The organism is Pseudomonas sp. GW821-FHT04C07 (assembly GCF_059420325.1).
In genome coordinates this window covers 309,055-329,967 of record NZ_JBWKTM010000005.1, presented here as the reverse complement: position 1 = coordinate 329,967, position 20,913 = coordinate 309,055, and the positions used below count along the sequence as shown (strand labels likewise).

At 56.7% G+C, this 20,913-nt stretch carries 15 protein-coding genes and 1 pseudogene; 6 read left to right on the top strand and 10 right to left on the bottom strand.

The window, feature by feature from the left end:
- Positions 1–22: 22 nt before the first annotated feature.
- From AC07UI_RS12305 to acs, 5 genes are all read right to left on the bottom strand, one after another.
- On the bottom strand, positions 23–1,135 hold the full coding sequence (locus AC07UI_RS12305; protein WP_494992729.1) for a succinylglutamate desuccinylase/aspartoacylase family protein: 1,113 nt from the start codon (positions 1,133–1,135) through the stop codon (positions 23–25).
- A 2-nt stretch (positions 1,136–1,137) separates the two neighbouring features.
- Positions 1,138–1,836 (bottom strand): ABC transporter permease, encoded by a 699-nt coding sequence (locus AC07UI_RS12300; protein WP_494992728.1) that lies wholly within the window; start codon positions 1,834–1,836, stop codon positions 1,138–1,140.
- A complete protein-coding gene (locus AC07UI_RS12295; RefSeq protein WP_494992727.1) occupies positions 1,833–2,522 on the bottom strand; it encodes an ABC transporter permease in 690 nt (229 codons plus the stop codon). Before AC07UI_RS12295 ends, AC07UI_RS12300 begins: the two co-directional genes overlap by 4 nt.
- 92 nt (positions 2,523–2,614) lie before the next feature.
- Positions 2,615–3,391, bottom strand: coding sequence for an ABC transporter substrate-binding protein (locus AC07UI_RS12290; RefSeq protein ID WP_494992726.1), 777 nt, complete (start codon positions 3,389–3,391; stop codon positions 2,615–2,617).
- An 860-nt stretch (positions 3,392–4,251) separates the two neighbouring features.
- Positions 4,252–6,207, bottom strand: a complete 1,956-nt coding sequence (acs, locus tag AC07UI_RS12285; protein ID WP_494992725.1) for an acetate--CoA ligase — start codon at positions 6,205–6,207, stop codon at positions 4,252–4,254.
- 416 nt (positions 6,208–6,623) lie between these two features.
- Here acs and AC07UI_RS12280 point away from each other — a divergent pair, with 416 nt between their 5' ends.
- The 4 genes from AC07UI_RS12280 to AC07UI_RS12265 all read left to right on the top strand — a co-directional run bounded on the left by AC07UI_RS12280 (position 6,624) and on the right by AC07UI_RS12265 (position 10,453).
- Positions 6,624–6,887: a DUF2790 domain-containing protein gene (locus AC07UI_RS12280; protein ID WP_494992724.1), complete on the top strand. Its 264-nt coding sequence runs from the start codon at positions 6,624–6,626 to the stop codon at positions 6,885–6,887.
- Positions 6,888–7,217: 330 nt separating this feature from the next.
- Positions 7,218–7,580 carry a heme utilization protein gene (locus AC07UI_RS12275; protein WP_494992723.1) on the top strand — a complete coding sequence of 121 codons (363 nt, stop codon included), beginning with the start codon at positions 7,218–7,220 and terminating at the stop codon, positions 7,578–7,580.
- Between the two features lie 659 nt (positions 7,581–8,239).
- A complete protein-coding gene (locus tag AC07UI_RS12270; RefSeq protein WP_494992722.1) occupies positions 8,240–9,487 on the top strand; it encodes a ribonucleotide-diphosphate reductase subunit beta in 1,248 nt (415 codons plus the stop codon).
- A gap of 432 nt (positions 9,488–9,919) precedes the next feature.
- On the top strand, positions 9,920–10,453 hold the full coding sequence (locus tag AC07UI_RS12265; RefSeq protein WP_494992721.1) for a BRO-N domain-containing protein: 534 nt from the start codon (positions 9,920–9,922) through the stop codon (positions 10,451–10,453).
- Between the two features lie 65 nt (positions 10,454–10,518).
- Here AC07UI_RS12265 and AC07UI_RS12260 read toward each other — a convergent pair whose 3' ends face one another.
- Positions 10,519–11,331: an HNH endonuclease gene (locus AC07UI_RS12260; RefSeq protein ID WP_494992720.1), complete on the bottom strand. Its 813-nt coding sequence runs from the start codon at positions 11,329–11,331 to the stop codon at positions 10,519–10,521.
- Positions 11,332–11,438: 107 nt separating this feature from the next.
- Complete coding sequence (locus AC07UI_RS12255) at positions 11,439–11,651, bottom strand: type II toxin-antitoxin system Phd/YefM family antitoxin (protein ID WP_494992719.1); 213 nt, start codon at positions 11,649–11,651, stop codon at positions 11,439–11,441.
- Between the two features lie 129 nt (positions 11,652–11,780).
- Here AC07UI_RS12255 and AC07UI_RS12250 point away from each other — a divergent pair.
- A pseudogene (locus AC07UI_RS12250) lies at positions 11,781–11,888 on the top strand (HNH endonuclease); the annotation flags it as partial.
- Positions 11,889–12,063: 175 nt separating this feature from the next.
- On the opposite strand, the gene AC07UI_RS12245 reads toward AC07UI_RS12250, so the two are convergent.
- Positions 12,064–15,582, bottom strand: coding sequence for an alkaline phosphatase family protein (locus AC07UI_RS12245; protein WP_494992718.1), 3,519 nt, complete (start codon positions 15,580–15,582; stop codon positions 12,064–12,066).
- A 445-nt stretch (positions 15,583–16,027) separates the two neighbouring features.
- Here AC07UI_RS12245 and AC07UI_RS12240 point away from each other — a divergent pair, with 445 nt between their 5' ends.
- Entirely contained in the window at positions 16,028–16,990 is a 963-nt protein-coding gene (locus tag AC07UI_RS12240; protein WP_494992717.1) for a hypothetical protein, read from the top strand.
- A gap of 38 nt (positions 16,991–17,028) precedes the next feature.
- On the opposite strand, the gene AC07UI_RS12235 is transcribed toward AC07UI_RS12240, so the two are convergent.
- Together AC07UI_RS12235 and bglX are read right to left on the bottom strand one after the other, a co-directional pair.
- Positions 17,029–17,727, bottom strand: coding sequence for a DUF6933 domain-containing protein (locus AC07UI_RS12235; protein ID WP_494992716.1), 699 nt, complete (start codon positions 17,725–17,727; stop codon positions 17,029–17,031).
- 527 nt (positions 17,728–18,254) lie between these two features.
- A complete protein-coding gene (bglX, locus tag AC07UI_RS12230) occupies positions 18,255–20,519 on the bottom strand; it encodes a beta-glucosidase BglX (protein WP_494992781.1) in 2,265 nt (754 codons plus the stop codon).
- Positions 20,520–20,913: the final 394 nt, after the last annotated feature.

Here is a 20,913-nt window from a genome sequence, read left to right as displayed (position 1 = left end):
CGGTTCTCACAAAAACAGTCAGTCAGTCGTTAAGCAAGCGCCCGTGACGCAGCGCTTCGCGCCCCGCCACCTTGGCCAGCCAGAAACCGGGTTGGGCGTAACGTAGCCGTTCAATGGCAAACAACACACCAGCCGTACCAGCACACACGGTGCTGACCCGATCGGATAAAGGATCAATCACTTCAAAAACCGGCTCGCCCGCTTCGACCCAGCTACCCACCGGGAGGAGAAAGCTCACCACGCCAGGATGCGGCGCAAACAGCAACTCAGTGCCTTCGAACGGCATGGCTTCGCATGCTTGCTGCTGCGGGGCCGGCCAAACACCGGTAATCAAGCCTTGCTCGGCAAGGAACGCCAGAATGCCTTCAGCGTGCGCCTCGGCTTGCGGGCGACCGGTATCGGCCTGACCACCCAACTCGAGGGTCGTCGCCAGACAGGCCAATGGGATCTGCGCCTGCGCAAACAGTCGAGACAAGCGCAACCACGGCAGCGAACAGGCTTCGTCGAAGGAGCTGCCGCCGGAGTCTTCCGCCAGCAGACCGACCCGCACATTCAAATGCGCAGCCAACGAGCGCCAATGCGGCCAGTGTTGTGGCAAGGCGTACATGTGCAACGCGGCCTCGGCATCGCAATGCAGATCGAGCACCACATCCGCCGTGCAGGCATGGCTGAGCAACACTCGCTGCATACCTTGCAACTGACTGGCCGCCGGCGGCAGTGCCGCCAGCACATCGACCATGGCCAACCGGATCAGTTTGATATTGGCGTGCGGATCATCACCCAGGCACCCTTGCAGCTGTGCAGCCACCGGCTCGCTCAGCTCGAAGAAATCCCGATTGAAGTTCTTGCCACTGCCAAACTCGAAACGCCCTTGATGGCTACCCTGCAACAGTTGACCAAGGCCCAGCGGGTTCGCCACCGGTACCAGCTCGATCACACCATTCAATGCGCCCTGGGCTTCGAGCTCGGTCAGGCGCTTTTTCAGCTCCCAGGCGGTGCGCATCCCCGGCAGTTCGTCAGCGTGCAGGCTGGCCTGGATATAGGCCTTGCGCTCGCCGCTGCCGAAGCGAAACACCGATACATGGCGCTCGCTGCCCAAGTGGCTCCACGGCAATGGATGATCGATACGTTCCATGATCAGGCCTTGCGCGGGGCCAGGTAGCCCAGCCAGCGGCGCTCAGCCTGCTTGAACAGGCGCACCAGGATGAACGTCATGCACAGGTAGAACACGCCTGCGGTGATATAGGCTTCGAAAGGCAAGTAGTACTGAGCGTTGACTGTGCGCGCGGCACCGGTGATATCGATCAGGGTCACGATGGAGGCCAGACTGGTGGTCTGCAGCATCATGATCACTTCGTTGCTGTACTGTGGCAGCGCCCGGCGCAGGGCCGACGGCAGCAGGATGCGGCGATACAATTTGTAGCGTGACATTCCCATGGCCTTGGCCGCTTCGATCTCGCCATTGGGTGTAGCGCGCAAGCTACCGGCAATGATTTCGGCGGTGTAAGCACTGGTATTGACGGCAAAGGCCAGGCAAGCGCAGAACGTCGCGCTCGACAGCCACGGCCAAAGGAAGCTCTCACGCACCACTTCAAATTGCGCCAGGCCGTAGTAGATCAAGAACAGCTGCACCAACATCGGCGTGCCGCGAATCACATAGGTGTAGAGCCAGGCGGTCATGTTCACCACCGGCTGCCTGGAGACGCGCATCAAGCCCAGCGGCAAGGCGGCCAGCAGACCGAACAGCAGCGACAGTGCGAGCAATTTCAGGGTAGTCAGCAAACCGCCGAAGTACAGCGGCAGAGCCTCCCAAATGACGTTGTAGTCGAAGATCATAGATCAGCCGCCCTTACGCCTACCGAGTAGCGCTTCTCAAGGTGACGCAATGCCAGCAACGAGATACTGGTGATCACCAGGTACATCGCCGCCACTGCGAGGAAGAAGGTGAAAGGCTCGCGGGTGGCATCTGCCGCCTGCTTGGCCTTGAACATCATGTCTTGCAGACCCACCACCGAAATCAGCGCGGTAGCCTTGGTCAACACCAGCCAGTTATTGGTGAAACCAGGAATCGCCAGGCGAATCATCTGAGGCACCAATACCCGGAAAAACACCTGGAAACTGCTCATGCCATACGCCATGCCAGCTTCTGCCTGCCCCTTCGAGATCGCCATGAAGGCTCCACGGAAGGTTTCCGACAGGTACGCACCGAAGATGAAACCCAGGGTGCCGATACCGGCAGCCAGCGGGTTCAAGTCAATGTAATCGTTGAAGCCGAGCAGCGGCGCAACGCGATTGAGCAGGTCCTGACCGCCGTAGAAAATCAGCAGGATGAGTACCAGATCGGGAATCCCGCGGATCACCGTGGAATACAGATCGCCCAGCCAGGCCAGCCAGCGTACCGGCGACAGGCGCAACGCGACCCCGATCAGACCCAGAACAATGGCCAAGGCCATGGACGACAAGGCGAGCTCAAGCGTCAGCCATGCGCCATCGAGGATGACAGCCCCGTAGCCTTTCAACATGATTCAGGTCCTCGAAAGTAGGGATGAAAAAATGGCGCAAACCTCAGAGACCCTGTTGCTTGCGCCATTTCGGACTTACCGCTGCGACGTATTTACTTGCCGTAAATGTCGAAGGCGAAGTACTTGTCCTGGATTTGCTTGTACTTGCCGTTCGCGCGAATGGCAGCGATGGCAGTGTTGATCTTGTCCAGTTCAGCCTTGTCGCCTTTACGTACCGCGATGCCTACGCCGTCACCAAAGTATTTGACGTCGGTGAACGCCGGGCCAACGAAGGCGAAGCCTTTGCCAGCGTCGGTTTTCAGGAAGCCGTCATCCAGCAGGGTAGCGTCTGCCACGGTGCCGTCGAGGCGACCGGCAGCCACGTCCAGGTAGATTTCGTTCTGCGAGCCATATGGTTTGACTTCCGCACCCAGCGGCTTCAGGACTTCTTCAGCGAAACGGTTGTGGATCGAACCGCGTTGCACGCCGATTTTCTTGCCCTTGAGCTCGGCCAGGTTGTCGCCGACCTGAGTACCGGCCTTCATGACCAGACGTGCCGGGGTGTTGTAGTACTTGTTGGTAAAGTCCACGGACTTTTTGCGATCGTCAGTGATCGACATGGACGACAGGATCGCGTCGATCTTGCGTACTTTGAGTGCCGGGATCAGACCGTCGAACTCTTGCTCGACCCAGACGCACTTGACCTTCATCTCTTCGCACAGCGCGTTGCCGATGTCGTAGTCGAAACCAACGATACTGCCGTCTGGCGCTTTCGATGCGAACGGAGGGTAAGCCGCCTCGATACCAATTTTCAGAGGCTTTTCATCAGCGAATGTCGGCAGGGAAAGCACGGACAGTGCCAGGGCGCCAAGAAGCACGAGTTTCTTCATCGTAGGACTCCATCGGTAAAGGGCGAAAACGGCAGAGTGAGCGACAGCCCAATATGCGAATGGGTGAAACCTGAAAGCGATGCTGCGTCCCAGAATCCTTGCGTTGAAATCAACACAAGCAACGACGAGCGAGTGATCGGCATTCTAACGACAGGCCCGAAGCCGATATTTCTTCAATGCGACAACAATTTACAGAAGCACTGAGAAAGCCGGCCAAGCACATTGACAGCCCTGCAAGTTTATGCAGAAGCAAAAGAAAGGCAAACGATCTATGTAGCAAATAACGGGCCCATTATTCGCAAACCCTTCTATTCCGGCAAGCGTAGCGTTCTATCTTATTTTCCGTGTGGGTTGAAGCGGCCCAAAACAAGGCTTTACGTTTCGCTTTGCCCCGAAATCGGTCGCGGGGTTACACATTTGGTTACTTGACCGAGAATGGGTAACAACAGGAGGGTTCCTACCGGAAAAACCGATAATTATTGGTACATTGATCGTTCCCACGCTCTGCGTGGGAATGCCGCCCCGGACGCTCTGCGTCCGCTGTAGAGGTGACGCAGAGCGTCACAGGATGCATTCCCACGCGGGAGCGTGGGAACGATCAACGCAGAAAAGCCCCACCCGGTTCAACACCGAATGGGGCTCGATGACGATGAACTCGCCTTAGGCGACGTTCATGGTCTTGATCGTTCCCACGCTCCGCGTGGGAATGCCGCCCCGGACGCTCTGCGTCCGCTGTAGAGGTGACGCAGAGCGTCACCGGATGCATTCCCACGCGGGAGCGTGGGAACGATCAACCCCGGCTCACAAAAAAGCCCCACCCGGCTCAACACCGAATGGGGCTCGATGACGCTGAACTCGCCTTAGGCGACGTTCATGGTCTTGTGGGTATCGATCAAATGCTGCACCACACCAGGATCTGCCAGGGTGGAGATATCGCCCAGACCGTCATATTCGGCGGTGGCAATCTTGCGCAGGATACGGCGCATGATTTTCCCCGAACGGGTTTTCGGCAGGCCCGGCGCCCACTGGATGACATCCGGCGAAGCAATCGGACCGATCTCTTTACGCACCCAGTTCTTCAACTCAAGACGCAGCGCTTCGCTCGGTTCTTCGCCACCGTTGAGGGTGACGTAGACATAGATGCCCTGCCCCTTGATGTCGTGCGGCACACCCACCACCGCCGCTTCGGCGACTTTCGGGTGAGCGACCATCGCGCTTTCGATCTCGGCGGTCCCCATACGGTGACCAGAAACGTTCAACACGTCATCCACACGACCGGTGATCCAGTAGTAACCGTCCTCATCGCGACGGGCACCGTCACCGGTGAAATACATGCCGCGGAAGGTCTTGAAGTAGGTGTCGACGAACCGGTCATGGTCGCCATACAGCGTGCGTGCCTGGCCTGGCCACGAATCGAGAATCACCAGGTTGCCCTCGGCAGCGCCTTCGATGATGTTGCCCAGATTATCCACCAACGCCGGCACCACACCGAAGAATGGTCGTGCTGCGGAACCCGGCTTGAGCGCGTGAGCACCCGGCAGCGGGCTCATCAGCGTGGCGCCGGTCTCGGTCTGCCACCAGGTATCGACGATCGGGCAGCGCGACTGACCGACGTTTTTGTAGTACCAGTCCCAGGCTTCCGGGTTGATCGGCTCACCGACCGAACCCAGCAGACGCAGACTGCTGCCATCGGCGCCTTCGAAAGCAGCCTTGCCCGAGGCCATCATCGCGCGGATCGCGGTCGGCGCGGTGTAGAGGACATTGACCTTATGCTTGTCGACGACCTTCGCCACCCGAGTGATATCCGGGTAGTTCGGCACGCCTTCGAACAGCAGCGTGGTCGCGCCATTGGCCAGCGGGCCATAGACAATATAGGTGTGGCCGGTGACCCAGCCGACGTCGGCGGTGCACCAGTAGATTTCGCCCGGGCGGTAGTCGAACACCCGCTCATGGGTCAGCGCGGCGTACAGCAGATAGCCCGCAGTGGTGTGCTGCACGCCCTTCGGCTTGCCGGTGGAACCTGAGGTGTAAAGGATGAACAGCGCTTCTTCAGCGCCCATTTCTTTCGGCGCACACACGGTGCCCGCCACTTTCATCAAATCTTCGTACCAGATGTCGCGGTGCTGATTCCATTTGATGTCGCCACCGGTGCGCTTGCACACGATGACCTTCTGGATGCTGCTGGTTTCCGGGTTGGTCAGCGCGTCATCGACGTTGGCCTTGAGCGAGATTTTTTTGCCGGCACGCAGGCCTTCGTCAGCGGTGATCACCACTTTCGATTTGCAGTCGATGATCCGACCGGCCAGGGCTTCCGGCGAGAAACCACCGAACACCACCGAGTGAATCGCGCCGATCCGGGCACACGCCAGCATGGCGACCACGGCTTCGGGAATCATCGGCATATAGATAGTCACCACGTCGCCGCGGTGCACATCCTGGCCACGCAGGGCGTTGGCGAACTTGCAGACTTCTTCGTGCAGCTCGCGGTAGGTGATGTGGCGGCTCTCGGCAGGGTCATCGCCTTCCCAGATGATCGCCACCTGATCGCCACGCTCGGCGAGGTGACGGTCCAGGCAGTTATAGGAAACGTTCAGGGTGCCGTCGGCAAACCATTTGATGTCGACATGGTGATCATCAAAGGAAGTCTGCTTCACCGTGGTGAAAGGTTTGATCCAGTCGAGGCGCTTGGCTTGCTCGCGCCAGAAGCCGTCCGGGTTGACCACCGACTGCTGGTACATGGCCTTGTAGGTCGCCTCATCAGTCAGCGTGTTGGCCGCAACCTCGGGACGAACGGGATACAGAGAAGCCGCACTCATCTTTCTTACCTCGGTGACATAGTTGTAGTTGTTGTATGCCCCAGTTGTAGCCGGGGCGGGCCTATAGAACCATTCGACGATGGTAGTAACAAGACCCTACAAAATGTCGTGCTTGCCCCTCAAACCGCTCAAAACCAGCGCATACCGCGATTTTTACCCCTTTGAAATGCTTGTTCCAGGACCCTTGAGGTCGTTTTCGGGTGATTGTTACAAAAACCGCCAATAGTCTTTATCAAAAGCATGGCTATATGAATGACATTCCCCCGCTTAAAATCAGCCTCGCCAACAACGGCAAAGTGATTAACCACGTTACAGCCCCCACGAAGGCACGTTAATCCAGGTTCTCTTTTCAAGCTCCACACGCAACCTCAAAAGGGTTGCGTGCTCCCTCACGACCCTAGAAAGGTAATATGGATATGAAAGCTTTATTAGTTCTGGCCCTCAGTAGCCTTTGCGCCACCGCCATGGCTGATGAGATCGCGACAGACGCTGCCAGCCAGCAAATGCCGGTGGAGGAATACACCTACTCAACCGACCTGGACATCGCCAAAGTTGTATCAATGAGCGAAATCCCCAATGTTTGTGAAGTTGTACCGGCCCGCATGGAATATGAAGACTCCAAAGGCCAACGGCATATTCTGCGATACAGCGTGATGGGCGATGGTTGCTCTAACGGTTAATCGCCCACGTTAGACCCAGAACTCTTTACCACTGCCGGCCGCAAGAAATCACTCTTGCAGCAAAGATGCCCGGATGCACACCCGACCCTGGGACTGTTGCACCGCATCGCCCAATAGAGGTGCGACCACGGCACTCGCACTCACCTGATTCTTTACCGCTTGATCTACCGCGCCGCGACCTTCTGGCCGCAAGTGCAAGGAACGCCGAGCACTACACATCGATTTATACGATTGTTTTAAGCATTTATTTGCGCTTTTTAATCGAAATAGTCCGAGTAGTATGAGCTTCACACCCACTGAACAACACGCACAACACCCGGAGCTACCCACATGAAAACCAAACTGATCCTCGCCCTGACCCTCTCCGTACTGGCCGCCAACACCTTTGCTGCCGATGGCTATGACCGCACTATCGCTGCCGATGGTTACGATCGCACTGGTTCCGCCACTGTCGCCGCTGACGGCTACGACCGCACTGGTGCTGCCACCGTCGCCGCTGACGGCTACGACCGCACTGGTGCTGCCACCGTCGCCGCTGACGGCTACGACCGCACCGGTGCTGCCACCGTCGCTGCTGATGGCTACGACCGCACTGGTGCTGCCACTGTTGCCGCTGACGGCTACGACCGCACTGGTGCTGCCACCGTCGCTGCTGATGGCTACGACCGCACCGAAGCCAGCCGCCTCAGCTAATAGCTGACCGCGACGTCACAGCCCGGCCTCGGCCGGGCTTAGTTGTTTCTGGATACCCAAAAAAACCCGTAACACCGCATAAACCATAAACCGTAGGAGCGAGGCTTGCCCGCGATGACCGCGCAGCGGTCAATCTCAAAAACAATCCACCACCCGAACCGAACACAATTCCCTCACCCAATCCCGCCAATCTCTCTGCAACTACCACTGCAACGCCGCTCCACCGACCTGACGACACAACTCGATGACCTCCCCTCCTCCAATACAAAAAACTCATGGCCCCAGGCAAAAAAAAATCTCCTGCGGTCAAAGCCCTATAAACCCTTGCTCCGCCTTAAAAAGCCCCTCGACAGTCGATCCCTATGCCACTTCGTCGCACCACAAAAGCAAAAAAACACCTATAATGCCGCGGTAAATCGGGCCCGCAACATCCCCTTACAGGAGGATGAAAGCAACGCTGAGGCCACCGCAGGAGCTGACGACGTCATCTCCACCCCTCAGCGACTTCAGAACACCCGTACACATTTCTGTTTATTGCCTGCGTAGTGCTGCAACAAACGATTCCTTTAGATCCAACGCGGCCAGCAGGTCGTGTGAAACACCCACCATAAGTGTTTTTCACACGGGCAATCTGGCCCTCACGCAGGAGACGACACGTCATGCTGAGCTGGGACGAATTCGACAAAGAGGACGGTGAAGTCGCCGCCAAAGGCGCCAACGCCGGCCACGCTTCTGAAGCCAACATGGACCGCCTCGACAGCGCCGGTGGTGCCGCAGCTCAAGAAGCCCGCGCCGTAACCGCCACCGACTCCGCCGCCATCATCCGCGCCAAGGCTGCTCTCGATAACCTCGACATCGCCGAAGGCCTGGCCGAGCTCGAAGGCGCTTCCGCCCGTGTTGCCGTCGACGAAAAGCGCATGATCAACTGCCGCGCCGACCTTAACCAACTCGTACCGTTCAAGTACGACTGGGCCTGGCAGAAGTACCTGGACGGCTGCGCAAACCACTGGATGCCGCAAGAAGTCAACATGACCGCCGACATCGCCCTCTGGAAAGACCCGGAAGGCCTGACCGACGACGAGCGCCGCATCGTGATGCGCAACCTGGGCTTCTTCTCCACCGCCGACTCCCTGGTTGCCAACAACCTGGTACTGGCCGTGTACCGCCTGATCACCAACCCGGAATGCCGCCAGTACATCCTGCGCCAGGCGTTCGAAGAGGCGATCCACACCCACGCCTACCAGTACTGCATCGAATCGCTGGCCATGGATGAAGGCGAGATCTTCAACATGTACCACGAGATCCCATCGGTCGCTAAAAAAGCCACCTGGGGCCTGAAATACACCCGTTCGATCTCCGATCCGAAGTTCGAAACCGGCACCGTCGAGACCGACAAAGAGCTGCTGCGCAACCTGATCGCCTACTACTGCGTTCTGGAAGGCATCTTCTTCTACTGCGGCTTCACCCAGATCCTCTCCATGGGCCGGCGCAACAAAATGACCGGCGTCGCCGAGCAGTTCCAGTACATCCTGCGCGACGAATCCATGCACCTGAACTTCGGCATCGACGTGATCAACCAGATCAAAATCGAAAACCCACACCTGTGGGACGCCGAAATGAAGGAAGAAGCTTCGCAGATGATTCTGCAGGGCACTCAGCTCGAAATCGAATACGCCCGCGACACCATGCCGCGCGGCGTACTGGGCATGAACGCGGCGATGATGGAGGACTACCTGAAGTTCATCGCTAACCGTCGCTTGTCGCAGATTGGTTTGAAGGAAGAGTATCCAGGGACCACTAACCCGTTCCCTTGGATGAGCGAGATTATGGACTTGAAGAAAGAGAAGAATTTCTTTGAGACTCGGGTTATCGAGTATCAAACCGGTGGCGCGCTTAGCTGGGATTGATTCTGGCTTGAGATGCTTGCTTGAAAAAGGTCGCCGAATGGCGGCCTTTTGTTTTTGAAACTGGACGGTTCGTCTTAGAACTCCTTTCCTTCCGAGTGTGATTTTCAAGAGACTGAAGTACCTCCAGACACGAACCTCTCCCTGCTCCCTACAAGAAATCTCTTACAACAATGAGCGAAACAATCACCTACCCCCGCCCCTGAGCCACCACTACTCTATTGGAAGGTGCCTAAGAAACGCCCAACGTAGCGATTACCTCTCCCCCATAATGCCAACCGGACTTTTGATGTGTCCTCTTGGTTTTGTGAGATGCGGTGTAGTCTGTTGGGGTTACTTACACCCTCTACGTTGGGCCAACCCAAATGCTTGTAGAGGCTATGTAAATGACTTTTCTATCCGCCTACGAATCGCTAAACCCTCAGGTGGTCGAGCATGATTGATGACCACTTCGAGCCGATACTCTTCATCCGCCACCACCGTCATCTACATGCCATCTGGCTGGAATCTCAAGCTTGGTTCTGCGCTCGCGACTTTGGCCGTTTACTTGGGAGATACCTCGATGAACGAGCAGTACGCAAACTCGATCCGGATCAAAAGCGCATGCTCTGGCTTCGCCGCTATGGCGAAAATCACAGATCACTCATGATCAGTGAATCTGGTGCTTATGCACTGCTTATCCATCACCATTTCCCTGAAAACCGCAACCTGCGGCAATGGCTAACCCATGAAGTGGTGGCAGTACTGCGTGATGCGCACCAACCCGTAAACATGACGCTGCCGAACCTGAGCTTGCTGAAGTGGCCCGGACTGTCGCTTAGCCTGCTGCATTGGCATAACGAACCTTGGGTCAGGCTGCGAGACCTGCCGCAGGTCATGTCTGATCCAGAGCTATCTGAATGCCGGAGAACACCAAAGCGAAAACGCTCTTGGTGGCAGATCGCAACTCGCTTTATCCAGGTGAGCTGAGGTTTGTAACCGTTAAAGTGTGAGGCATGTATCCAGTAAGATTTGCCTCACACCACCTAACTACCTTAGGTCAAATCGTCGAAAACCCACCGACCATGGAGTATGCTTTTCAGTTGCTCGACGCTCAGCAGCGTATCCGGCCTTTTATGGACAACCGCGTGGCAGTTTGCGCAGAGTGTAATCAGGTCGGTCGCTGGATCGACTGACTGATTCTCCTCATATTCGGAAATGGGCTTCACATGGTGCACATGGATAAAGCCTTTTGCATGCTCGCCATACGCCTTTTCGAAATCAAAACCACAGGCTTTGCATCTGAGCCCATGAATAGCTATTGCCTGACGCCGAAGCTTTGGACAGCGCTCATACTTCACACCGAAATATGTGATTTTTTTCCCTTCGGTACCGGTGGCCCTAGTCTCAAAGTCCTGCGCACCATCGGTTAGGCTGGAATCGTCGACCTGATCCGACTTCAGCACCGCATGGGCGTGGATGCTGTCAAACACGGCTTGATCAATTGCCCGGACACCGTTACGCCAGTAATTATCCTTGAGCTTTGGAGGAATCGGCTCAAGGTATTCCCCATCAACTTTGTTCGGAACTGCAGATTCAAAGGGTTTAAAGCCCTCAATGACTGCAAACAAGTCACCTTTAGTGCTGTTCTTGTCTGCATGCACCCTCCCTATTCGAGCAACACCAAAATAATGAGGGTTGGCGCTCAGACGCTGATCCGAAAAAGCCTTGTTTGTCATTTTGCCTTTGTAATACAGCACCGCGGTTCCTTCGGTAAGAATCGCTCTGTACTGCTTCGGGAAGTGGTAAAGGTCCCCTGTTTGATCGGCCCACTTCGATTCATCATTTTCGACAATGACAGCTGGCATCCATTCATCCTCTTAGCAGAGGATGAAGCCTACCAAATTAAGAGAAAACTCCTACACGATCAGCGAAAGAATTCTACGGCTCTCGATCAGTAAATGAGAAATGTCGCTCAAGCAGTATTGTCAAAATCCGCAGACATCCGAATTTTCCCCTTCAATCGCCCAGGCTTGCGCACCCGAGGCGTATCGACATGGGGCAATAGATCCAGATAAGGCTTGCCGACCTTGGTGATCACAACCTTGTCACCATGCCGTGCACGCTCAGCAAGTTGGGAGAGCTGGGATTTTGTTTCGTGCATATTTACTTGTACCCGTTCACTCATATGGCACCCCCATAAAGTTATCTAAGCGAGCCTAAGCCGTAGATTTTTCGATAGGCAAGGTGTCGAGCTGACCGTCTGTCAAAAATGACTTCTCAAGACCCCCGACTGCCGATCAAGCAATCCTGAACTGTCGCGCTCTGCCCGAACTGTCATCGACGCTGCCATCACTCAAGCGACAAAGATGAGTTCACCTTGTCGCTTTATGAGAAGGTGAAACGACTGAAGCCCGAGCAGTAGGTGTCCGTTGCTCGTCCTCATTGCACATGTTGAGGTTGTAGTTGGCTGGGGGATCGCCATCGCGAGCAAGCTCGCTCCTACAGGGGATCTGCGTCGGATTTGGAAATCCCGGTGTTATCAGGGCCGCAGGAATATCCTGCGGCCCTTTTTTCTGTCAGCAACAACCGCTACGCAATCACCTCCCCACCCCACTAATCCGCCACGGGCACCGCGCTTCCCTCACCCCACTCGGCCCCACAATCTCCGGTGTCTGCCCCAACGATCGGGCACTCAGGACGCTGGTGACTCGGTCGATCAGTTGATCAAACCCCAGACTCGCATCCTCTTGATGAAGTTTGCGCAGTTGTTCCACCAGGGCGTAGGTGAAGGCGCCGTAGCTGTTGGCGCCGACCTGGTATTCGCTGGCTTTTTCGTTTTCCCGGGCGGCGTAGAGCATCAGGGGCATGTAGGGGCCATGGTGGCCGTAGAGTTTGCCCTGGCGCAGCAGTTGGTTTTTTTTCTCGGGGCGCAGGCCGGTGGCGGCGCCTTGGGTGCTGCGGGTGCGGGTGAGTACGCTGGACTTGCTGTCGGCGGTATGTGCGCCGAAGTCGCGGCCGTCGCTGTCGGCCGCATACACCCGACGGTCCCAGTCGCCCGCGTAGGGGTCCCAGCGCAGCATGCGGTGGCGAATGTCGCTGGGTGGGGTGATGCCGCGTACGCGGCCGGTGCCGCGGGTCATGCCGCCAGCGTAGCAGCAGTCGAACATGACCGTCAGTTTGGCGCCGTGGCCGTTCGGGTCAAAGGGCAGATGGCTGTAGAACTGGCGGAACAGTTTGTCGGTGAAATGTGTGCTCTCGTCATCCCAATCGAAGTCGTAGAGCACCAGGGTTTCGTCCATGCGGTCGGCTTCGCCGCTGCTGCTGTAGGCCGGCAGTTGGGTGCCGTGGCCGGAATAGAACAGCACCCGCTCGTCTCCAGCGCGGGCGCCATCCACCAGCCATTCGAGGCGTTCGACAAAGTTCGCCTGGGTGGCTCGGGCGTCATGCAGCAAACGAATGTCGCCGGCGTCGTAGCCGCTTTCCTGGAGCATACGGCTGATCAGGTAGGTGTCGTTGATGCAGCCGTCGAGGCGTGCGCTCGGGTCGGGGTAATCGTCGATGCCGACCACCAGGGCGCGGCGTTTACGTTGGCCGCTGCGAGAGAGGAACGCCGGTACTTCCAGGATGCGCGCCGCCACCACGTCGCGGGCCAGTTGCGGCCAGAGGCTGGTCTGGCAGGTGGATGCCGACAAGTAGGCTTGCGCGGCGTGATTGAGGTCGAGCAGGTCATCACGCAGCGGCACGCTGAACTCGGTTTGCAGGTCGATACGCGCCGAGTCCGGCGAAGTGATCGGCCGGGTCAGCAAGCCGTCGTTGGGGTTATAGAGGTGGAACCAGCGGCGGATGCCTCGACCGTTATCGCTCAAGCGCATGACCCGCCCACCCCACACTTCGCGCATCACCAGCGGCAGCGCGATGGGTGAGCCGAAGCTGACGAACACCCGGCCATCGATGCGCTTGAGCGCCGAGCCTTTTTTGGCCACCGAACGGCGCAAGGCGTCGTATCCGATCAGGCTGCCCAGCCCTTGGGCGAAGATGATCTGCGGGTCGAACGCGTCGATCTTCGCCAGCAGATGCTGGGTCAGTGCGGTGCGCAAATCGGCGTCTTCGATCCATTGCACGATGGCGCCGACGGTGCTGCGCAGCATCTGATTGACCGGCAGGCCCCAACTGCCGAAGGTCTCGTCGGCCTTGCCACTGGCGTCTGCCCGCAACATCGCCAGGCCTCGGGTGATCTGGGCGAAGTCCGGCCCCTCCTTGAGTTGGTCATCGAAGGGTAGAAAGTCGATGTCCTGATCATCGATCACGCGACCGTTCTGTGCCAGTTGGCTGCGGATCCGCGTACGCCATTGTGCCTGCCAGTTCGCGTCGGTGCCGCCCTGCCCGCTGGCTGTCTGGGTAAATCCCACACCGGGCAGGCACAGGACTCGCAGTCGCGAGGGCGCAACACCCGGCCCCGGCTCTGCCTGCAAGGCTTTGCTGACGGGCTGCGCAGCGGCTGGGGCCGGGGCGGGTTGGCTGTATGCGGTGACCATCAGGTCCTGCAGGCGACGCAGCTTCGCCTCCAGGTTGTTCGCACTCGGCACGGCGGACGTGAGGGCGGCTTGCCCGGGATCAACCAGTGCCCGGGTGCGGTTGTCGAGAAAACTGCTGACGCCTTGGGCGCTGTTCTTCCAGACTTGCTCCGGATCAAGACCGTCGAGGTACCCCGTGGCGCTGTCCACCACCTGCCGGCTGAGGGTCGCAAGTGTAGACTCGATCAATGGCAGACCGGCGCGGCTTGGTACCGCGGTGGGTGCCAGTTGCAGCGCTGCAGTCACGCTCGCGGCGCTGCGCCAGATCGGCGCATTACCGAAGTGCTGGGCCGCCACCACCCGTGGACCAAGGGCGCTGCGCGGTAATTTGAAATGATCGCAAAGAAAGGCCAGCAGGCTGGTGTGATCGTAATGCTGCGCCTGGAGTGTGCCCGTCCAGGGAATCAAACCCGGCTTAAGCCACGGCGATGCGAGGATCGCCGGCACACGAATGCCGAGTCGGGTGAAGGGGTTGGGCCAGTCGACATCGGATGTTGCATTGGGCGAAACACAGGTCGGCGGCACCACATGATCATGGAACCCGCCGTGCTCGTCGTACAGCAGCACGAACAACGTCTTGTTCCACAGGTCTGTGTTGGCCGACAACGCGTTGAACACATCACCGACAAACTGATCGCCGAAGCGCAGATCTTCCGGTGGATGATGCGACACGTTGGGGCCGAGCTTGCCGTTGAGCAGGCCATAGCTCGGCTCGATCCAGGACAGTTCGGGGAGTTTGTTAGCGGCGATATCCGATTTGAAGTCGTCGATGCCCAGATGCTGCAAACCACCCTTGACCAATGCCGCCAGCGGGATCGCGCCGTCGGAGTAGATGCGCACATCGTGGCCCTTGTCCCGCAGCAACGAAAAAATACTGTCACCACCAAATTGCGCTATCAGGCTTTTGATACCGGCCAGCACCGTGCCCGTGGACGGCATCAGCACGCGGCCGTTGCTACTGCCAAGCATGGCGAAAAAACGGTTCGGCCAGGTCGGGCCCGGCACCGACGCAAACCAACGGTCGCACACCGTAAAATGACGCGCCAGTCCCTGGATCGCTGGCAGCGGATCGGCCGCCGGCGTGGCACCGAACGGGATGTAGTTCATCGCCCGCTGAGCCATGGATTGGGACCAGGTTTTGTAAATTTTAAGGTCGGTGCGGGCCTTGTCATAGGCGTCCTGCGCAAAGCCATTGAGCTTGGGTGCGCTCAGGCTGGTCTTGAGTGACACATCCAGTTGCTTCACTACATCGACGAACTCATGGCCAAGGTCGAAACCTTCGCTGTCTTTCGCAGGCGTTGCCGGTGGTGAAGGCGCGGGCGGTGCCCACAGGCTGAAGTAATCCGGCAATTCCGGCGTTTGAGTGATCACGATCGAACTGCCACTGGCCAACGTCAGCGGGTTGGTGCTTGGGGCGTTGCGGTCGATGCCATCGCACGCAGGATTGATGCTTTTGTAATCACCCAGTAAATGATCGAAGGAACGGTTTTCCATCATCAGCACGACGACGTGCTCAATCTCGGCGGGCCAGTTGTTCGGCATGTTGCGCTCCCTGAAATGAAGTCCCTGATTTCGATGTCTCTGGTTTCAAAGCGCTCAAGGCTTGGGCTGCGGATCGGCTTTGCTAGCTGATCGAGCGTAGCTGGCGAGTTGTCTTTCACGAGATTGCTGGCCATCTGCATGCCCGCTGCACGCAAGGTGTCATTGCGCACCAGGCCTTAGCATCCCGAGAATCGCGCCCAGCACGACCGATCCAGACACCCCCGACCTCCTTGTTGGCACGGCTAACGACGGGCAGTGCGCAACTACACACCTCATGACAAGGAAGGGAGCGCGGGCACCCGTGCACAACGCTAGTTAAGGTATTGGCCCTTGTCCATTGGCGAGTTCATCCCACTCGGCACTGGCAACGAACGTGAAAGAGTTGGTGCACCCCACAGCCCCACCCGCTATTAATAGGCCATCCCCTCTCAGGATCAGCAAGCGAATGAAATTCGACAAAGCCTACTGCCTCAGCCTCGATGAAAAGCTGTCGATCTATGACGTGCGGGATTTGAATTTCGACGAGACGATGGCATTCGATTCGGCCAGGGAAAGCTTTCAATGCCCTAACGATGCATGCCGGGCGGCGTTCGATGCACAGAATGTGTTGGGTACGTTCAATGCGAAGAACGTCAACTATATAAGGACGCCGCATTTCAAGAATGTGCCCAGCACCCGACACATTGAAGGCTGCCCTTACCTCAGTCCTAAAGCTTTGGCCTCGGGGCTGGATGCCGAGGGCGATAACGATCGGGAGGAGCATTTCCCGTCGGAGTTGCTGCTCACCCGTCGCCAATATGTGCGCAAGCCATCCAGTCCGGCGACAGATGTTGCCTCTCCACAGGATGAGCTGAAGACGCCGTCTGCGAACACCACCACGGAGCACGCGCCCCGTGAAACAGCGCCGGACAAGACCAGCGTATTTGCCCATCCGGTGGAATGCTTTGTGTCGAACATCGATGACAAGGAGCGGCTCAAAAGTATGCCGCTCAAGATCGGTGAACAGACAGCGTCCTACTGGTCGTTCTTCAAGAAGATTGAATACCTGCAAGACAACAAAGGGCTGATTTACTGGGGCAAGATCAAGGAGATCAAAGACTACAAAACCAGCTTCCGGATCGATTTCGAGAAGAAGGTCTGGGTCGAGAAGAAGCCTTACTCAGTGAACGTTTACCTGAGCAAACACCTGATTGAGAACTACCGCAAACGCAAAGCCTTCCTGGAGGAGATCAAGAACGCCATAGGCAGCGAGCGGGACCTGTATTGCTTCTTCTATGGCGTGACGCCGGAGTTGAAGCAAGTACCGAGCAAGAAAAACCCCGAGCAGACCTTCGGGGTGTTCAGTGGTGATATCGAGAACCTCGACCATTTCATCATTCGTGAGGCGCCGGGGTTGGAGGCCAAGTAGAGCCATCCAATCCCCTGCACGGGCTTTAGATGTGCACCTCAGCTCTGCGAAAGCGCCCATTCCTGATCAGAACGTTCTCTGTTCAACTGTCTACTTAGCTCTCGGGCCTCTTGGGCTCTGACCTCACTTACGCCACAGAACTTCTGTAGCCAGTGGATGAGCATTTCCTCGTCAGGGTAGAAATAGTCTTTAAGCCCTGCTCTGCTCCGAAGAAAGTGGTTGGTTCTTGTGTCATAAAAGGACGCGGCCGCTTCATCCGGTGGCAGACACCCAGCATCGGCGACATCCCCTTTGAAAATCCAGACTATTTCGTTGAGATGCCCCTGAGCACTCCGGTCGCTGCGCCGATAAAAGCTGAATTCACGATTGAAATCCGTGAAGCGCTCAAGCATGGATGGGTACTCGACCCACTCCAGCACACCACTTTGCATCGCATGATCCAGCATGTTGTTCATCCAACGCTGGGTGAAGGCTTGCACAAAGCCGTCTACATCGGCTTTTTTCATGTCGGCGAAGATCATGCAATAACGTGTTTGCAGGTGAATCGCCAACAGTACATGTTTGCGCTGGACGGTGATGGCATGCACCAGCCATTGCGAAAGCTCTGACTTAGAGTCGCCCGCGTGATCATCTACGATAGTGGCCGAAGGCGGACGTTGGACGGGCGTGATTTTTTTGCCCTTGTGAACACGACTGAAAAAATCGCTGGCTGCCTCAGTGCAGTTGAAGACCAACATCCCCTTTCCTTTTTGATAAAAGCACAGGTCTATTCTTGCGGCAATTGTTGCTTCATTCCACCCCGATGTTTTCTGATCACGTTGTAAGGCAATACCATCCAGCCCACCCCGCCGCATGGCGGGTGGCAACGAGTGGTTTGGTGATGTGCAAACACGGCTCAGATGGAAAGCTAAAAAAAAGAGAAGTCACTGCCTCCAATGCCAGTCAGTTAACGGAAATCTTTAGTCAGGTGGGCATTTGTGGCGAGGGGGCTTGCCCTAATGCCGGTAAGTTAAGCCGTTACGCGAACCGTAGCAGCTGCCGAAGGCTGCGTTCGGCTCGGTCCGCGTTCGGGCGAAGCGGTCGCAAATGGGTGATATGCGGTCTTCCTGAAAGGACGAAGTTTGCCATTTTGCGAGCGCTACGCACTCGAACGCAGCCTTCGGCAGCTGCTACGGGGAAATGCGTTGAACCAGAAATTCTTTAACTTACCGGCATTAGGGCTTGCCCCCTCGCCACAGGTCTTGTGTCTGACGCACCTTCATTCTTACAGCAGCTCAAAACTCTGCTCTTTCACATCCTGAGAATCCAGACCGATTTGCACCCGGAACTCGCCCGGCTCGGCGGCGTATTTCAACTGTGTGTTGAAGAACTTCAGATCGCTTTCATCAATGGTGAAGTGGACAGTTTTCTCCTCCCCGGCCTTCAGCATGATTTTTTGAAAGTTTTTAAGTTCTTTGACCGGACGACTGACGGATGCAACGACCTCTCGGATATACAGTTGAACGACCGTTTCGCCGTCGCGCTTGCCGATGTTTCGCACCGTGATGCTGGCATCGACGTTGTCATTGCTCTTGAGTGTTGGCGCCGACAGGGTTACTTCGGACAGGCTGAAATCGGTATAGCTCAGTCCATAGCCGAAGGGATAAAGCGGACCATAGGATTGATCGAAATATTGAGAAGTGTAGTTGCGAGGCCCACCCGGTATGTAGGGGCGACCGGTGTTCAAGTGGCTGTAGTAACTCGGGATCTGCCCCACGGAACGCGGAAAGGTGATGGGTAGCTTGCCGGACGGGTTGTAGTCACCGAACACTACATCGGCAATCGCGTTACCCCCCTCAGAGCCGCTGTACCAGGTTTCCAGAACCGCATCGGCCTGTTCCTGCTCCTTGCCGATGGACAGTGGACGGCCGTTCATCAATACCAGTATCAGCGGTTTGCCGGTAGTTTTCAGGGCGGCGATCAATTCACTCTGGCGCCCTGGCAGATCCAGGCTGGTTCGGCTTGCCGCTTCATGAGACATACTACGAGGCTCACCCACCACGGCAATCACAACATCGGCTCGCTGTGCGGCCTTGACTGCTTCATCAATCATTTCTGCTGCCGGACGAGAGTCGTTCTCGACTTCGGACACTCCCAGGTATTTAACAACCTCCTGATCCTCCGTGAGATTGGCTCCTCGGGCATAGATCAGCGAGCCCTTGTTCATCGCGCTTTTCAGCCCGTCGTAGATCGTCACGGATTGCGAGGCCATGCCGCTTGCAGACCAACTGCCCATGATGTCGACGGTACTTTTTGCCAGCGGGCCAATAAGAGCGATCGTTCCCTCTTTTTTTAGCGGCAAGAGCCCATTTTCATTCTTCAGCAGCACCAACGTCTTGCGTGCCACTTCACGGGCTTGCGTTCTGTGCAGACGGTTTTCGGCGTTGATATCAACGGGGTCGTCACTGGCAACGCCGATGCGCCGGTAAGGGTCTTCGAACAGCCCCATGTCGTACTTGGCCCCCAGGACTTCCCGCACTGCGTTATCAATATCGCTCTGAGAAATAGCGCCAGACCTAAGCAGTCCTGGTAGCTCCTGACCATAGGAGGAATCGTTCATGCTCATATCAATGCCAGCCCTGATTGCGAGCCTGGCAGCGTCGCGGTCATCCTTCGCAACACCATGCTGAACCAACTCGGTTATCGCACTATGGTCGCTGATGACCAGGCCCTTGAAACCCCAGGCTTTGCGAAGCAGGTCTTGCATCAACCATGTATTGGAAGCTGCTGGCACACCATTTATCGAGTTAAGCGCCACCATGACCGCTCCCGCGCCACCATCAATCGCCGAACGATAAGGTGGCAGGTAGTCCTGGTACATCCTGGCCAGGCCCATGTCGACGCTGTTGTAGTCGCGTCCCCCTTCGACAGCACCATACAACGCAAAATGTTTAGCGCTGGCCATGATGCTGTCGGGTGCATTCGGGCTTTTGCCCTGATAGGCCTGAACCATCACTTTGGCAATGCGGGAAACCAGATAGGTGTCTTCACCAAAGCCTTCGGATGTGCGCCCCCAACGAGGATCACGGGCGATATCTATCGTCGGTGCAAAGGTCAAATCGACACCGTCCGCACTGGCTTCTTTCGCCGCCGTGCGACCGCTCAACTCGATAGCGTCCATATCCCAGCTGGAGGCCAATGCCAGGCCAATGGGAAAAATGGTTCGATGACCGTGTATCACGTCCCAGCCGAAAAATACTGGTATTTTCAGGCGGCTACGTTGAGCCGCGTCCTGCATGGGGCGGTTTTTGTAACGGGTCACAGAACCGAACATACCACCGACTCGCCCGGCGGTGATCTCTTGGCGCATCCTTTCGGGAGTCATGATGTCATCAATAGCGATCAGCCGTAGTTGGCCGACCTTTTCTTCCAGGGTCATCTGCTCTATCAGGTTAGCCACGAAGGCATCCTTGTTTGACGATGCCATATCGGCCAGAACCGGCAAACTGATAAAACCGATCAGGGTACACAGCAGACGTAATCTCTTCATGATGCCATTCCCTGGAAAAAACGTTGTGGTGCACACCGCCTGCTTGCCTTTAAAACGCAACCTTTGCGCGTATTGAAATCAGGAAGCTGACGTCCAATTGTTGCTTTTATTGTTAAACGTCAATTGAGCTTTTAGGGTCTTACATAAAATATCGTAGTCGACTGTCAGCTCTTACGACGAGGCAGCGCTGAAAATTGGCGAAGCAGATGTAACCGGGCGAATTTTCCGACCTCAGATGCCCAATCAAACTCACTTCACCCACAGACCGACCATCACCACCAGCAAACCGATGTAAACCCTGCCTGAGCGAGAAAAATAGAATCGATCAAAAAATGAGTTTGATCCGGGCATAAAACAACTGTACAAAAACACAGTATTTTATTGAATCGCCACT

What these genes read in the sequence shown, in the direction of transcription:
- AC07UI_RS12305 (WP_494992729.1), bottom strand. Translation starts at nt 1,135, where the DNA reads ATGGAACGTATCGATCATCCATTGCCGTGGAGCCACTTGGGCAGCGAG.
- AC07UI_RS12300 (WP_494992728.1), bottom strand. Translation starts at nt 1,836, where the DNA reads ATGATCTTCGACTACAACGTCATTTGGGAGGCTCTGCCGCTGTACTTC.
- AC07UI_RS12295 (WP_494992727.1), bottom strand. Translation starts at nt 2,522, where the DNA reads ATGTTGAAAGGCTACGGGGCTGTCATCCTCGATGGCGCATGGCTGACG.
- AC07UI_RS12290 (WP_494992726.1), bottom strand. Translation starts at nt 3,391, where the DNA reads ATGAAGAAACTCGTGCTTCTTGGCGCCCTGGCACTGTCCGTGCTTTCC.
- acs (WP_494992725.1), bottom strand. Translation starts at nt 6,207, where the DNA reads ATGAGTGCGGCTTCTCTGTATCCCGTTCGTCCCGAGGTTGCGGCCAAC.
- AC07UI_RS12280 (WP_494992724.1), top strand. Translation starts at nt 6,624, where the DNA reads ATGAAAGCTTTATTAGTTCTGGCCCTCAGTAGCCTTTGCGCCACCGCC.
- AC07UI_RS12275 (WP_494992723.1), top strand. Translation starts at nt 7,218, where the DNA reads ATGAAAACCAAACTGATCCTCGCCCTGACCCTCTCCGTACTGGCCGCC.
- AC07UI_RS12270 (WP_494992722.1), top strand. Translation starts at nt 8,240, where the DNA reads ATGCTGAGCTGGGACGAATTCGACAAAGAGGACGGTGAAGTCGCCGCC.
- AC07UI_RS12265 (WP_494992721.1), top strand. Translation starts at nt 9,920, where the DNA reads ATGATTGATGACCACTTCGAGCCGATACTCTTCATCCGCCACCACCGT.
- AC07UI_RS12260 (WP_494992720.1), bottom strand. Translation starts at nt 11,331, where the DNA reads ATGCCAGCTGTCATTGTCGAAAATGATGAATCGAAGTGGGCCGATCAA.
- AC07UI_RS12255 (WP_494992719.1), bottom strand. Translation starts at nt 11,651, where the DNA reads ATGAGTGAACGGGTACAAGTAAATATGCACGAAACAAAATCCCAGCTC.
- AC07UI_RS12245 (WP_494992718.1), bottom strand. Translation starts at nt 15,582, where the DNA reads ATGCCGAACAACTGGCCCGCCGAGATTGAGCACGTCGTCGTGCTGATG.
- AC07UI_RS12240 (WP_494992717.1), top strand. Translation starts at nt 16,028, where the DNA reads ATGAAATTCGACAAAGCCTACTGCCTCAGCCTCGATGAAAAGCTGTCG.
- AC07UI_RS12235 (WP_494992716.1), bottom strand. Translation starts at nt 17,727, where the DNA reads ATGTTGGTCTTCAACTGCACTGAGGCAGCCAGCGATTTTTTCAGTCGT.
- bglX (WP_494992781.1), bottom strand. Translation starts at nt 20,519, where the DNA reads ATGAAGAGATTACGTCTGCTGTGTACCCTGATCGGTTTTATCAGTTTG.